At 37.4% G+C, this 14,703-nt stretch carries 12 protein-coding genes; 7 read left to right on the forward strand and 5 right to left on the reverse strand.

What is annotated here, in order from left to right:
• Positions 1 to 85: 85 nt before the first annotated feature.
• Positions 86 to 538, reverse strand: coding sequence for a nuclear transport factor 2 family protein (locus tag DSM00_RS13775; RefSeq protein ID WP_128758558.1), 453 nt, complete (start codon positions 536 to 538; stop codon positions 86 to 88).
• Between the two features lie 68 nt (positions 539 to 606).
• Here DSM00_RS13775 and panB point away from each other — a divergent pair, with 68 nt between their 5' ends.
• Both panB and DSM00_RS13785 read left to right on the forward strand, forming a co-directional pair.
• Positions 607 to 1,425 carry a 3-methyl-2-oxobutanoate hydroxymethyltransferase gene (panB, locus tag DSM00_RS13780; RefSeq protein ID WP_128758559.1) on the forward strand — a complete coding sequence of 273 codons (819 nt, stop codon included), beginning with the start codon at positions 607 to 609 and terminating at the stop codon, positions 1,423 to 1,425.
• Positions 1,426 to 1,465: 40 nt separating this feature from the next.
• Positions 1,466 to 2,176, forward strand: coding sequence for an RluA family pseudouridine synthase (locus DSM00_RS13785; RefSeq protein ID WP_128758560.1), 711 nt, complete (start codon positions 1,466 to 1,468; stop codon positions 2,174 to 2,176).
• Between the two features lie 17 nt (positions 2,177 to 2,193).
• On the opposite strand, the gene DSM00_RS13790 is transcribed toward DSM00_RS13785, so the two are convergent.
• Together DSM00_RS13790 and DSM00_RS13795 are read right to left on the reverse strand one after the other, a co-directional pair.
• Positions 2,194 to 3,087 (reverse strand): DMT family transporter, encoded by an 894-nt coding sequence (locus DSM00_RS13790; protein WP_317127843.1) that lies wholly within the window; start codon positions 3,085 to 3,087, stop codon positions 2,194 to 2,196.
• 83 nt (positions 3,088 to 3,170) lie between these two features.
• Positions 3,171 to 4,733, reverse strand: coding sequence for a hypothetical protein (locus tag DSM00_RS13795; protein WP_128758561.1), 1,563 nt, complete (start codon positions 4,731 to 4,733; stop codon positions 3,171 to 3,173).
• A gap of 128 nt (positions 4,734 to 4,861) precedes the next feature.
• On the opposite strand from DSM00_RS13795, the gene DSM00_RS13800 reads away from it, so the two are divergent.
• The 5 genes from DSM00_RS13800 to DSM00_RS15585 all read left to right on the forward strand — a co-directional run bounded on the left by DSM00_RS13800 (position 4,862) and on the right by DSM00_RS15585 (position 9,650).
• Positions 4,862 to 6,034: a 2-isopropylmalate synthase gene (locus tag DSM00_RS13800; protein ID WP_128758562.1), complete on the forward strand. Its 1,173-nt coding sequence runs from the start codon at positions 4,862 to 4,864 to the stop codon at positions 6,032 to 6,034.
• A gap of 142 nt (positions 6,035 to 6,176) precedes the next feature.
• Positions 6,177 to 7,562 (forward strand): 3-isopropylmalate dehydratase large subunit, encoded by a 1,386-nt coding sequence (gene leuC, locus DSM00_RS13805; protein ID WP_128758563.1) that lies wholly within the window; start codon positions 6,177 to 6,179, stop codon positions 7,560 to 7,562.
• 1 nt (position 7,563) lies between these two features.
• A complete protein-coding gene (gene leuD, locus DSM00_RS13810; RefSeq protein ID WP_128758564.1) occupies positions 7,564 to 8,148 on the forward strand; it encodes a 3-isopropylmalate dehydratase small subunit in 585 nt (194 codons plus the stop codon).
• Positions 8,149 to 8,269: 121 nt separating this feature from the next.
• Entirely contained in the window at positions 8,270 to 9,385 is a 1,116-nt protein-coding gene (leuB, locus tag DSM00_RS13815; protein WP_128758565.1) for a 3-isopropylmalate dehydrogenase, read from the forward strand.
• Between the two features lie 109 nt (positions 9,386 to 9,494).
• Positions 9,495 to 9,650, forward strand: coding sequence for a DUF2306 domain-containing protein (locus tag DSM00_RS15585; RefSeq protein ID WP_164916346.1), 156 nt, complete (start codon positions 9,495 to 9,497; stop codon positions 9,648 to 9,650).
• 414 nt (positions 9,651 to 10,064) lie between these two features.
• Here DSM00_RS15585 and DSM00_RS13825 read toward each other — a convergent pair whose 3' ends face one another.
• Positions 10,065 to 11,507 (reverse strand): TolC family protein, encoded by a 1,443-nt coding sequence (locus DSM00_RS13825; RefSeq protein ID WP_128758719.1) that lies wholly within the window; start codon positions 11,505 to 11,507, stop codon positions 10,065 to 10,067.
• Positions 11,488 to 14,694 (reverse strand): efflux RND transporter permease subunit, encoded by a 3,207-nt coding sequence (locus tag DSM00_RS13830; RefSeq protein WP_128758567.1) that lies wholly within the window; start codon positions 14,692 to 14,694, stop codon positions 11,488 to 11,490. The genes DSM00_RS13825 and DSM00_RS13830 overlap by 20 nt, the downstream gene beginning before the upstream one ends.
• Positions 14,695 to 14,703 lie beyond the last annotated feature (9 nt).

Here is a 14,703-nt window from a genome sequence, read left to right on the forward strand (position 1 = left end):
TTGGAGTTAATAAAATTTGATCAAGGGGAAATTATAACATAAGGGGTTGAAAAGATAGACAATTACTTCATATCAAAAAGAAAAACTAGATACAATCCGTTTTTATTCGAGTATCTACAATATAAATGATTTTCCACACCTTATTTTCCAATACAAGCTGAAAATTATTTGTTCCGCAGTGACTGGGTTTATCATTTATAAAAAAGGTATAAGGCGTCCATACATTTGCCATTAAAGCATCTTCTTTTACCGTGTATTCTAAGATTTCTTCTCGGAATTCGGTGGTTTTTGGAATTGATGCTATCGATTTAAGAAAATGGCTGAAATTAGTTTGGGTAATTACAATTTCTTGCTCTTCATCACTACTTATAGATTCCATTCTAATAGAATCGTTTACCAGTAGGCGCATTGCTGTGGTATCTTGTTTATGAAATGCTTCAAAAAATTGAATAATTACATCTTTTGGTGTAGCTTGATTTTGAGCAAGTAAGCCATACGGAAGGCTGAGTAAAGCCAGTAGCATATACGTTTTAATCATTGTAAAATAAGCTTAGGTAGTTAATACCTTAGTAATTTACTATTTTTACGCGCACAAAAACCGCAACAATGTCTGCAAGTAAAAAAGAATACAAGCGTATTACTGTAAAATCACTAACTGAAATGAAATCTCAGGGTGAGAAAATCGCTATGCTTACCGCTTATGATTACACCATGGCTACCATAGTTGATAGAGCCGGGATCGATGTAATTTTGGTAGGCGATTCTGCCTCTAATGTAATGGCCGGTCACGAGACTACGCTACCTATTACTTTAGACCAAATGATCTATCACGCATCATCTGTAGTACGTGCTATTAAGCGTGCTCTTGTTGTAGTTGATTTACCTTTTGGGAGTTATCAAAGTGATCCTAAAGAGGCTTTACGTTCTGCAATACGTATAATGAAAGAAAGTGGTGGTCACGCGGTTAAATTAGAAGGTGGTACTGAGATTAAAGAATCGGTTAAACGTATACTTCATGCAGGCATACCAGTAATGGGACACCTGGGCTTAACACCGCAATCCATATATAAATTTGGTACGTATACAGTACGTGCAAAAGAGGAACAAGAAGCAGAAAAATTAAAACAAGATGCGTTGTTATTAGAGCGTTTAGGTTGTTTTGCTGTAGTATTAGAAAAAGTACCTAATCAACTTGCTCGTGAAGTTGCAGAAAGTCTTACTATCCCGGTGATAGGAATAGGTGCCGGTAATGGTGTTGACGGTCAGGTTTTAGTCATGCACGATATGCTGGGAATGAGTCAGGAATTTAGTCCGCGCTTTTTAAGAAGATATCTTGATATGCATACACAAATGACCGGTGCCTTTGAACAATACATTACCGATGTGAAGTCTCTTGATTTCCCTAATGACGAGGAGCAATATTAAGCTGAAAAGTCGTTCATAACCAAGTAATAGCTATACCTATTTGAATTCAGAATCTACACACAGCACTAAAGATAATCTTCAGGTAATTTATGAAGACAATCATCTAATCGTGATAAATAAACGTCCCGGAGACATTGTACAGGGAGATAAGACCGGAGATACACCTTTAAGTGATGTAGTAAAAAGTTATATAGCTGAAAAATACAATAAACCAGGAGCTGTATATCTGGGCGTAGTACATCGCCTGGACCGGCCAACTAGCGGAATTGTAATTTTTGCGCGTACTTCAAAAGCCTTACCGCGCTTAAACAAATTGTTTGCAGAAAAAGAAGCGAAAAAGACCTACTGGGCGGTAGTAAAAAATACACCTCCTAAAGCAGCAGATACACTTATACATTACCTTAAACGTAACCCCAAGCAAAACAAGAGTTATAGTAATGTAAAAGAAGTACCAGATAGTAAAAAAGGAATATTAGATTATCGCATAATTAAGGAGCTGAATAATTATTTTCTTCTTGAAATAGATCTGCATACCGGCCGTCATCATCAAATACGTTCGCAACTATCAGCCATTGGCTGTCCTATTAAAGGAGATTTAAAATATGGTTTTGATCGCAGTAATCCCGACGGAAGTATTCACCTTCACTCCAGAAAATTGGTTCTCATACACCCGGTAACTAAAGAAGAACTCACGTTTGTCGCTCCTCCTCCTACTGAAGATTCTATTTGGAAAGCCTGTACTGACAATTAGATACGTATTAGGAGTCGTTAAAGTTTAACCGCTTTAGATTTGTTGTTTTTTTTAGCCGTTCTCAAACTTTCAATTACCACTGCACTTAAAATTAGCAATCCGCCAAAGAGTGTTGCAAGCTTAGGGATTTCTCCTAAAAATAGTATTCCTAACAAGATCCCGTAAACCGGTTGCACACTACTTATAATACTCGCTGTTGTAATTGAAAAATACCGAAACGTTAAAAGAAATAAGGTATGCCCTACAGCAGTGGTAACGAACGCCAAAGCGATTATAAAAAATATATTTTCTTGTAACGCTTTGGCGGTTGTGTCGAGACCTAATGGGATAAGAAGAACACCTACAATGACTACCTGATACCACATTAATAGGCTTCCGTGGTATTTTGCTACTTGCTTTTTCATTAATATGTTACGCAAGGCATAGGCAAGCGCAGAACCTATTCCAAAAGCAACAGCCTGTGTATATTGATTTTCAAAATCAAGGTCAGGAATTAGAAATGCGATTCCTGCCAATACTAATAGACCTAAAAAAAGATGAATTTTTTGAAAAGGAAGTCGCAGCAATAGCGGTTCTAAAATACTGGTGAGTGCTGGATATGTAAAGATTGTCAACATACCTATAGCTACATTACTCAGTTGTAAAGCTTTGAAATACGCAACCCAGTGTATCCCCATAAGCAAACCTCCTAAAAAAACTTGTAACCGATCTTCTTTATTAATTCGGAGGCTAATACGTTTCCACCTTAAAAATAAATACAAAAATAGACCCGCTAAAAGTGCTCGCCACGCTATAGTAACAACTGGCGGCATATTAACAGCTCTTCCTAAAACCCCACTGGTACTCACCAAGAGCATAGCCAGATTGAGTTGTAAAATATTTTTAATAAATGTATTAGGAGCTACTGACAAAAAAATATGAATTTTTAGATTTTAGTATCAAGTACATTTTAAGTCACCTTGATATAAGTTATCTCTATAGTTAAAACAAAGAATTATCTGTTTAAAACCTGGGCTTTTTCTTTGATGATCTCCGCAACTGGACGGTTTTGAATTCTACTGTCTAACCAACTTAGGATGTCAAGATATAAAAAGGCACGTCGCTCATAAGGATCTTCCTCATAGATTTCCAGTCGGTTTCTAAGTTTTATAAATTCATTTTTAATCTCTCCCGGAAACACTTCGCCTAAGTTTCGTAGAAACTTTATCATTTCTTTCTGTACTTCATGAAGATCATCCATCTTAATGAGAAACTTATAGGTGCTCTTCAAAAGCGTTTCCAAATGATAATCCATACCCGCTTCATAATGAGCTACAAGATTTAAAATGCGAGCAAAACACATAAGATCTTCTCGCATTTTAAGAGATTTATTATTGATGATACGGCTTAAGTATTCTATACATTTTTTGTTTTGTCCAGATCCAAAATACAAACTCGCTATTTTATAGTAAAACACCATTATGTGGTGTTCATCCATTCGTTGACGAGACTGTTTGAGGTACTTCTCGATTGTGTTAATGAGACCGTCATCTGTGGTAAAATCTCCTACCATAAACTTTAAATTCAGTTTATGCGAATACACATATAAAAATTCGAGTATTTCTAAATTATCGCTACGCGGAAAGTCTTCAGTTGCAAGTCTATCTTCAAGACCATCAAGGACCTCTTTAAATTTTGTATGATGTTTTAAATAGAATAGAGATTCTAGTAAGTAGTGATTTCCTTTCAGATAAAAAACCGGGTTTCTACCTATCATAGAAGGATTTTCTTCAAAAAGTTCTACAAATCGGGTTGCATATTTAAAACACGAAACAAAATCCTGTACTAAGAAGCTGTACCATAAAAAGGCTTTGTATAGCCATAATTTCTCTCTAAAGCCTAGCTTGCTCAAATCATAGTTGGGCATAGCATTACTAAAATAGGCAGCTATCTCCTGGCGTTCTTCATCACTACGCACATACCCGGTTTTGAGCATAATACCATACAACTGCAGAGAAAGATTGGAGAGTTTGCTGGTCATTAGATTCTGTACACTTAAATCTTCGGCCTCCTTTGCCAGCTCTTCTGCACGTGTACTCATACTACGCGTAATGTATTGGGTTTCAATTACTTTTTCTAACTCAACGATTTCATACGCTACATTTTTCTCTTCGTTATCAATCGCCATATGTTTAGCTTTCTCCAGTAATTTAAGAGACTGCTGGTACAAACCTTTTTGATATAAAACAGTGGCAAAGTCCAGTTGTTCTCGTATTTGTACACGTATATTTTGATGTGCCGGACTCAGTCTCAATGAGATAAGAATCTGTTTGTATAAATGTGCTTTAAGGTTTGAGAGTTGTTGCTTCTTTACAATGTTATTCTTGAAAATTTCGGTTTCATCATACGTATTCATCTTATCTAGCAGATTAAATAACTGCAAATATTTTGAATCGGCATTTCCATCGAGACGACCTACATAAAGCTTGAATTGTCTTTTCTCTGACTTCGATAAGGACTTAATAAGCACATAAAGAGAATCTTTTGAATCATTTGCTGTTGTAATGATTTTACGCATAATAATTTGATTTTCAGTAAATTAAATAATCCTAAAATTACTTAAACATCGTAGGCTATTGATCAAATAGAATATCAAAAGTACCACCATTCTATATATTCACAATTAAATTGAGAAAAAATCCACTTATGAGTGATAATAAAGTCCAAATTTTTGACACAACCTTGAGAGATGGGGAACAAGTTCCCGGATGCAAATTAGATACTAATCAGAAATTGATTATTGCTGAGCGTCTCGATCTGCTGGGTGTTGATGTTATAGAGGCTGGCTTTCCTATATCGAGCCCCGGAGATTTTATATCTGTAGAAGAAATCTCAAAGCTTGTAAAAAATGCCACTGTTTGTGGTCTTACCCGTGCGGTAAAAAAAGATATAGAAGTTGCTGCTCAAGCATTACGCTATGCGGTTAAGCCGCGTATTCATACTGGAATAGGTACAAGTGACTCCCATATACTGCATAAATTTAAGTCTAATCGCGAAGAGATTTTAAAACGCGCTTATGACGCGGTAGCTTATGCAAAAACATTTGTTGAAGATGTAGAATTCTATGCTGAAGATGCAGGTCGTACAGACAATGAATACTTGGCTCGGGTTTGTGAGGCAGCTATAAAAGCCGGTGCGACCGTTTTAAATATTCCGGATACAACGGGATATTGTCTACCGGAAGAATATGGTGCTAAGATTAAATATTTAAAAGAAAATGTAAAAGGTATTGAGCGTGCGATTTTGTCTTGCCATTGCCATAACGATCTGGGGCTTGCTACTGCAAACTCGATCGCCGGTGTCGTTAATGGAGCTCGACAAATAGAATGTACTATAAATGGCATAGGAGAACGTGCAGGAAATACATCTCTGGAAGAAGTGGTTATGATATTGCGTCAACATCCTACTCTAGGTTTAGCCACCAGTATAAATTCACGTTTACTTTATGATACCAGTAGAATGGTAAGCGAAAAAATGGGTATGCCGGTGCAACCAAATAAAGCTATTGTAGGATCTAACGCATTTGCGCACAGTAGCGGAATTCACCAGGATGGCGTTATTAAAAACCGGGAGACCTATGAAATTATGGATCCCGAAGAAGTAGGTGTTACAGAAAGTGCAATCGTACTTACCGCACGTAGCGGTAGAGCGGCTCTTGCTTATCGATCTAAAAAAGTAGGTTATGAATTAACTAAACTTCAGCTTGACGATGTATACGACGTCTTTCTTACCTTTGCAGATAAGAAGAAGGAAATCATCGACAATGATATTCATGAGATAATGAAAGTTGTAAAAATTGAAGCTCCGGTTGAAGCTTAACGTTTTATATATTAGTGTTTTAATAAGGATTCTTGTATAAGAATCCTTATTTTTTACTTAAAAAATTTAATTATTGAATGTGTTCGATAGTACAACTAATAAATGATAATAGTACGTTCTTAAGAACGAATTGAATATAACAATGGCAGGAAAAACATTATTTGACAAAGTCTGGGATGCTCACGTAGTAGACACGGTACCTAATGGTCCGCAAGTACTTTATATAGATAAACATCTTATTCACGAGGTAACAAGTCCGCAAGCATTTTCTGAACTTGAAGAACGCGGCATTCCCGTAGCACGACCAGATCAAATCGTTGCTACAGCAGATCACAACACCCCTACTGTAGATCAACATTTACCGGTACGTGATTTACTATCCCGTAACCAATTAAAACAATTGAGTGATAATTGTGAAAAACACGGGATTACTCTTTATGGGTTAGGTCATAAGTATAATGGTATTGTACATGTTATGGCTCCTGAGCTTGGTATTACCCAACCGGGAATGACTATGGTTTGTGGTGATAGCCACACTTCTACACACGGTGCGTTTGGTACAATTGCTTTTGGAATAGGTACGAGTCAAGTGGCGCAGGTATTTGCCAGCCAATGTCTGTTGTTGACAAAACCAAAAAGTTTACGCGTCAACGTAACCGGAAAATTAAAACCGAATGTTCTTCCTAAAGATGTGATTCTATATGTAATATCACAAATAGGTACGAATGCAGGTACCGGCTATTTTTGTGAGTATGCAGGTAACATTTTTGAAGAGATGTCTATGGAAGGTCGAATGACCGTATGTAATATGAGTATCGAAATGGGAGCCCGGGGCGGTATGATTGCTCCAGACCAGACAACATTTGACTATGTTAAAGGTCGTGAGTTCGCTCCTGAGCAAGCAGAGTGGGACAAAAAACTAGCCTACTGGAAAACATTACCCACAGATGCCGATGCCGTTTTTGATAAAGAGTATTCTTTTGATGCGGCTGATATAGAACCGATGATTACCTATGGTACAAATCCGGGAATGGGTATAAAAGTTACCGGCAATATTCCCGATAAAGAAGATGTAAATCTTGAGAAGGCTCTGGCTTATATGAACTTCAAAAAGGGAGAAAGTCTTATTGATAAGCCCATAAATTATGTGTTTATAGGGAGCTGTACAAATAGTCGAATTGAAGATTTTAGAATAGCTGCAAACTTTGTAAAAGGTAAACAGAAAGCTGCTAATGTAAACGCTTGGTTAGTTCCAGGCTCGCAGCAGGTAGCAAAACAATTAATAGCCGAAGGCTTAGATAAAATATTTACTGAAGCTGGATTTGCACTTAGACAACCGGGATGTTCTGCTTGTTTGGCAATGAATGACGATAAAATTCCGGAAGGAGAGTACTGTGTTTCTACATCAAACCGAAATTTTGAAGGAAGACAAGGTCAGGGCGCTCGTACCATATTAGCAAGTCCGCTAATGGCCGCAGCTACCGCAGTTTCAGGGAAAATTACAGACATCACAAAACAACTTAACTAAAATGGAAAAGTTTATCAAACTTACAGATACAGCAGTTCCTTTACCTATAGAAAATATAGATACAGATCAAATTATTCCTGCTCGTTTTTTAAAATCCACAGATAAGCAGGGTTTTGGTGATAATGTATTTAGAGACTGGAGATTTGATCACGAAGGCAATAAAAACGAAAATTTTGTGCTTAATGATGACATGTATTCTGGTTCTATATTAGTAGCTGGTGACAACTTTGGTTGCGGTTCTAGTAGAGAGCACGCAGCTTGGGCGATTGCAGGCTACGGATTTAAAGTGGTTATAAGTAGCTTCTTTGCAGACATTTTTAGAGGTAATGCCTTAAATAATGGAATTTTACCTATACAAGTAACACCTGAGTATTTAAAGAGTTTGCTAGACGTTATAAAAGAGAAGCCAGATACCCAATTAACTATTAATCTAGAAGATCAAGAATTAAGTTCGCCTGTGGGTGAATTAGAATTTGAAATCGATCCGTATAAAAAAGTATGTATGATTAATGGCTATGACGATATCGACTTTTTAATAAGTAAAAAAGAAACTATTGAAGCTTTTGAACGCGAACAAACGTTTTAAAACTCAAAAACAACAAATATGACGTTAGTTTTGAACGTTTTGTTCAAAACTAGACGATAGCAATAATTATCAAAAACCTCACGTGTTTCAACTGCGTGGGGTTTTGATCAAAAAAATATCTATGAAATTTAATATAGCAGTTTTAGCCGGAGATGGTATTGGACCTGAAGTGACAGAACAAGCAATCAAGGCATTAGATGCGATTGCCGATGTTTTTGACCACTCATTCGTTTATACAAATGCATTAGTTGGTGCGTGTGCTATAGACCAAACAGGCAATCCCCTTCCCGATGAAACTATCGAGATTTGTAAAGAAAGTGATGCCGTGCTTTTTGGAGCAATAGGTCATCCTAAGTATGATAACGATCCGTCAGCTAAAGTAAGACCAGAACAAGGTTTATTAAAACTTAGAAAGTCTTTAGGCCTTTTTTGCAATATTAGACCTGTTAAAGCATTTGACCGATTAATTGACAATTCTCCACTGAAACGAGAAATAATTTCAGGTACTGATATCTCTATTTATCGCGAATTAACCGGAGGAATTTATTTTGGCGATAAGCACCTTAGTGAAGACGGTCAAGTGGCAACCGATGGTTGTTCCTATTCGGTAGAAGAAATTAGCAGAATTACACACCTTGCATTTAAAGAAGCACAAAACCGAAGAAAAAAAATAACTCTTGTTGATAAGGCTAACGTCTTAGAAACTTCTCGCTTATGGCGTAAAACCGTTACTGAAATTGCAAAAGACTATGCAGATGTCGAACTTGACTTTCTTTTTGTAGATAATGCAGCTATGCAGATGATCCTAAATCCGAGTCAGTTTGATGTAATTCTTACTGAAAATCTATTTGGTGATATCATATCAGACGAAGCATCAGTGATTGGAGGTTCTATAGGTCTTTTAGCTTCGGCTTCAGTGGGAAGCACTGTTGGGATGTTTGAACCTATTCACGGTTCGTTTCCGCAGGCAACCGGAAAAAATATTGCAAATCCGCTAGCTTCCATATTATCTGCTGCCATGATGTTGCGACATTTAGATTTACATAAAGAAGCTGCAGCTATAGAAAATGCAGTTGAAAAATCACTAGAATTAGGAATTACAACAGGTGACATTAATCCTAAAAAACCTTTTACAACAGCTAAAGTAGGAGACTTTATTGCCGATTTCCTAACGCATCCTGAAGATACCAATCGCAATTTTAAAAATATTCATATGGGACAGAGTACCATTATCTAAATGAAATTAGACAAGAAGTTTAAGATATAAGACTTTTGATAAATAGAAAAAAAGCGACCCGATATGGATCGCTTTTTTTCGTTAAATTACTACGTATAAACCAATTACTATGCGTATTATAAATCTTATTCATACCTTATTTTCGGTTCTTGCATTATTCTCTGGCGAATTTATGTTACTCAATATAAAAGGCACTAGACTTCATAAACGTATCGGCTATTTATATCTATTGAGTATGCTCATCCTTATTTTAACCTCTTTTTAATCTTTGATTTATTCGCCGGGTTCGGCCCCTATCACGTTTTATCAATTGTCTCTCTCGTTACACTTTTATTGGGTATGTATTTCCCTTTGTTTAAGCGTACTTATCGCGGATGGGTATTGCAGCATTATATGTGGATGTCGTGCAGCTACGTAGGTTTGCTAATGGCAGGCGGCTCCCATTTGTTTGCATTAGTCACGCATTGGCCCATTTGGTTAAGTATTAGTCTATTTTGGGTTCTTCCCTATCTTCTAGGATCTATCCTTATTTTTACAAGACGAAAAAGAATACTTCAGCAATTAAAAATGCGCTCGGGCTTGGATATAATTGTACGATAAAAAAAACCGCCCGAAAGATCAAATCCGGGCGGTTTCCAGTGGCAAATTTGCATCACCACATCAACACTAACTAACTAATTTAATTCCAACCGCCACCTAAGGCTTGATACATATGGACATACGCGTTCATTTGATCCATCTTAGTTTCTATTAAATCAAAATTGGAATCTAATGCATCCCGCTGAGTCATTAAAACTTCCATATAATCGGCCCGTGCAGAGCTAAAAAGTTTATTAGAAATTTCTACAGATCGGTTAAGAGCGTCCACTTCTTGTGCTTTCAAAGCATAACTTTTAGCCAAGTTATCCACTTTAGAAAGTTGGTTTGCCACTTCGATATATGCATTAAGCACCGTTTTCTCATAATCAAATACTGCCTGAATCTGTTTAGCATTTGCAGTCATATATGCGGCTTTGATTTCATTTCTATTAAGTAAAGGAGCTGTTAGTTCACCCGCTATAGAATACAAAAGAGACTCGGGACTATTCAATAAGTATTTGGGATTAAACGCCTCATAACCTATACCCGCACTAATTCCTAATGAAGGATAAAAACGAGCCTTAGCAACTTTAACATCGAGCTTTGCTGCAGATAGCGCGAGCTCGGCTTGTTTTACATCGGTACGATTTTCTAACAACTGAGCAGGAATTCCAGAGGTTATCGTTACAGGATTCAAATCAACCAATTTAGTAGTACTGCGTGCTACTTTCTGCGGAAATCGGCCCACTAAAAAGTTAATTCGGTTTTCAGTTTCTATAATGCGCTGTTGAATATCAAATTGTAAACTCTTTGTATGCAATACTTCGGCTTCAAATCTAGAAACAGCGAGACCGGTTACGCGCGCCGCTTCTTTTTGAAGCTTAATTATCTTAAAAGCATTATTACGTATCTCGATATTTCTGTTTACAATTTCCAATTGATTGTCCAGTGCCATCAACTCGTAGTAGGATTCTGCAAGCTCACCTACGAGTTGTGTAACCATAAAGTTTCTGCCTTCGAGGCTGGACAGATAATTGAGAACTGCAGCTTTTTTAGAGTTACGTAATTTTCCCCAGATATCTAACTCCCAGCTTGCCTGAAGTCCAAATCTATAATTTGGCAACGGCTCCGGAAATTCTACTCCATCTTTAATTTCTGTATTTGCATCATTAGCTCCCTGACTGGTGTATCTTCCCACTTTTTCAGTCTCTGCAGCAGCTCCAAAACCTACAAATGGTAAGTACTCCCCCTTTCTAGCTTTGATCTCGGCTTTAGAAATAGAAATCTCTTGAAGCATAATATTTAACTCTTGATTGTTTTGCAAAGCTGTATCAATCAAGGCTCCTAAATAAGGATCTGTGAAATAGTCTTTCCAGTTTACAAGAGTTGTCTGTGCAGTATCTGTGGTAGCAGAGTAAGTTTCTGGCAGATTAATTTCTACATCACGCTCTATAAGGCCAGGAGCTTTACAGCCTGAAAACGAGAGTAGTAAAATTACTACTCCCGTATATATTAAATTTAGTCTATTTATCATCTTGATCATCATCTTCTAATTTTGAAAAACGGTCTATTTCATTTACAAATCCTTCAGACAAGGAGTGATCTTCTTCATCTTTAATAAGCGATCTGCCTTCTGCTAGTGATCCAAAAATGTAATACAATCCCGGAATTATAAGTACTCCGAAAAGAGTTCCAAATAACATTCCGCCCAAAGAAGAAGCACCGATCGTTCTATTACCTATGGCTCCTGCTCCTGAAGCAAGTATTAATGGAATAAGACCTGCTACGAAAGCAAACGAGGTCATTAAAATAGGCCTAAAGCGAACGCGAGCACCTTCAATTGCTGCTTCTAAAACTGTAGCGCCCTGGCTATGTTTAAGAACAGCAAATTCTACAATCAAAACTGCATTCTTTCCGAGGAGACCAACAAGCATGATGAGTCCTATTTGAGCATAGATATCATTTTGAAGTCCCATTGCCTGAAGTAATACAAAAGATCCCAAAAGCCCAATAGGAATTGAAAGAATTACCGCAAGCGGAATTATAAAACTTTCATATTGTGCAGCGAGTACAAAGTATACAAAAGCCAATACGATCCCGAATATATACAAGGCTTCGTTACCTCTACCTGCCTCATCATAAGACAACCCTTCCCAAGCGATATCATAGCCTTGTGGTAGTGTTGTCGCAGCTACTTCACGTACAGCGGCAATTGCATCTGCTGTGGTATATCCTTTTGCAGGTTGACCTTGTATTGCAGCAGAATTATACATATTGTAACGTGTTACTTCATTTGGCCCCTGCGTTTTTTTAAGCTTCATAAATGCCGAATAAGGAACCATCTCACCGGTATCATTTTTTACATACAGATTTAAAATATCTGAAGGTAGTTTTCTAAACTGCGGATCAGACTGCACATATACTTTGAAAAAACGACCAAATTTTATGAAGCCCTGCTCGTAGGTACTACCTATCATGATGTTTAGGTTTTCCATCGCTTTGCCAATAGAAACTCCTTTTTGCATCGCTAGATCATTATCGATCTCAAGTTCGTACTGCGGATAATTAGCAGCAAAAAAGGTAAACAATCCAGCTAGCTCCTTACGTTTACCCAGCTCATCCATAAAATTTTGATTTATTTTATCAAAATCCTGATAATCGGTATCTGTTGTTTTATCAAGCAAGCGCATAGAAAAACCTCCTGAAGATCCAAATCCTGGAATAGCCGGCGGTTCAAAATACTCGATTACTGCACCTAGATTTTTAGATTTCTCTTCTAGTTCTTCCATTATTTCGGTAACCGTATGTTCCCGTTCATCCCACGGTTTTAAATTTATTAAACAAGTTCCGGCATTAGATCCGCGACCCTCGGTCATTATCTCATAACCTGCTAGAGAAGAAACCGACTCTACCCCTGCTACTTCTTCACAAATTTTCTGAAGTTCTAAGGATACTTTGTTTGTTCGCTCTAACGTAGCTCCAGGCGGAGTTTGGATAATTGCATAGATAGTTCCTTGATCCTCGCTGGGGATAAAACCTGATGGCAAAATCTGATTTTCAAAAAATATTAAGCCACAAACGATAGCAAGTACTCCAAAAGTTAAAACCCTCCTACTTACTATAGATTTTAGAACGCGTACATACTTTCCTGTAAGTCTGTCAAACCAATTGTTGAATCCGTCAAGTGTTTTAGTTAGTAGGTTTCCTTTTTTCTCTTTTCCGTGGTTATTTTTTAAGAGCATCGCACATAACACCGGCGTTAGCGTAAGAGCTACCACTGCAGAAATCACAATAGAACTCGCCATGGTAATTGAAAATTGCCTGTAAAATGTTCCTACCGGCCCAGACATAAAAGTTATAGGTAGAAAAACCGAAACCATCACGGCAGTAATTGCTATAATAGCCCCAGAAATTTCTCCAAGAACAAGCTTAACTGCTTTGTATGGAGTTATAGTAGGAAACTCATGAAACTTAGCATGTACCGCTTCAACTACTACAATCGCATCATCTACTACAATACCTATCGCGAGTACTAAAGCAAATAAAGTAACCAGGTTTATAGACATCCCAAACAGCTGAATCACAAAAAAAGCACCAACCAAAGAAACAGGAACCGCAATAATAGGTATCAATGTAGATCGCCAGTCTCCTAAAAAAATAAATACAACAAAGGCTACTAAAAGAAAAGCATCTCTAAGCGTATCAATAACTTGCTCTATAGAAGCATCCAAAAAATTTGATACGTCATAACTAATATTATAATCCATTCCCGGAGGGAAATCTGCTTTCATTTCTTCAAGCTTCTCTTTAACCTCATCAATTACTTCACTTGCATTACTACCGTAATTCTGTTTGAGTACAATTGCTGCAGATGGGTGGCCATCAAGGTTTGAATAGATGTCAAAAAATTCACTTCCTAACTCTACTTTTCCTATATCTTTTAAATGGATGCTTTCTCCCTCTGCATTTGCGCGTATAACAACGTTCTCGTATTCTGCAGGTTCATTAAAACGTCCTTTGTAGGTAAGAACGTATTCTAATGATTGGGCACTTATGCCAGAACTCTGTCCTATTCTACCGGGTCTTCCTATTATACTTTGTTCTTGCAAAGCTTCCATTACTTCTTCGACAGAAATAGAATACGCCCGCATACGCTCAGGATTTAACCAAACGCGCATCGCATAACGGCGACTTCCTAAAATCTGAGATCGCGCCACCCCTTTGAGACGGTTTATCTCAGGAATCATTTTTACATCGGCATAGTTGTATAGAAATTTTTCATCCATACCCTTATCTTTAGAATACAGATTCACATACATTAACATACTGGGCTGCACCGGCGTAATAACAACACCTTCCCGTTGTACCAACTCAGGTAAGAGTGGCATAACCTGATCTACCCGCGTTTTCACGCGTACAACAGCATCATTAGGGTCCACACCGGGTTCAAAAATTATACGTAATGTTGCCTCTCCAGCACTCGTTGCATCAGTGGCCATGTAACGCATATCTTCTACTCCATTTATAGCATTTTCAAGTGTAATTAAAGTTGATTTTACCAACACATCTGCACTTGCTCCAGGATAAGCGATAAATATATTTACAGTCGTAGGCGCAATTTGCGGAAACTGGGAAATAGGAAGCTGCTTGATGGCAAGCGAACCTATAAATAAGATAATAATCGAAATTACTATCGCAAAAACGGGTCTTTTTATAAATTGACTAAACATGTTTTTTCG

This window comes from Leeuwenhoekiella aequorea, from assembly GCF_004104375.1.
In the GTDB taxonomy this organism is placed as follows: domain Bacteria; phylum Bacteroidota; class Bacteroidia; order Flavobacteriales; family Flavobacteriaceae; genus Leeuwenhoekiella; species Leeuwenhoekiella aequorea.

Bases quoted from the DNA above. Each gene is read 5' to 3' on its own strand.
- DSM00_RS13775 (WP_128758558.1), bottom strand. From the start codon at position 538: ATGATTAAAACGTATATGCTACTGGCTTTACTCAGCCTTCCGTATGGC.
- panB (WP_128758559.1), top strand. From the start codon at position 607: ATGTCTGCAAGTAAAAAAGAATACAAGCGTATTACTGTAAAATCACTA.
- DSM00_RS13795 (WP_128758561.1), bottom strand. From the start codon at position 4,733: ATGCGTAAAATCATTACAACAGCAAATGATTCAAAAGATTCTCTTTAT.
- DSM00_RS13800 (WP_128758562.1), top strand. From the start codon at position 4,862: ATGAGTGATAATAAAGTCCAAATTTTTGACACAACCTTGAGAGATGGG.
- leuC (WP_128758563.1), top strand. From the start codon at position 6,177: ATGGCAGGAAAAACATTATTTGACAAAGTCTGGGATGCTCACGTAGTA.
- leuD (WP_128758564.1), top strand. From the start codon at position 7,564: ATGGAAAAGTTTATCAAACTTACAGATACAGCAGTTCCTTTACCTATA.
- leuB (WP_128758565.1), top strand. From the start codon at position 8,270: ATGAAATTTAATATAGCAGTTTTAGCCGGAGATGGTATTGGACCTGAA.
- DSM00_RS15585 (WP_164916346.1), top strand. From the start codon at position 9,495: ATGCGTATTATAAATCTTATTCATACCTTATTTTCGGTTCTTGCATTA.
- DSM00_RS13825 (WP_128758719.1), bottom strand. From the start codon at position 11,507: ATGATCAAGATGATAAATAGACTAAATTTAATATATACGGGAGTAGTA.
- DSM00_RS13830 (WP_128758567.1), bottom strand. From the start codon at position 14,694: ATGTTTAGTCAATTTATAAAAAGACCCGTTTTTGCGATAGTAATTTCG.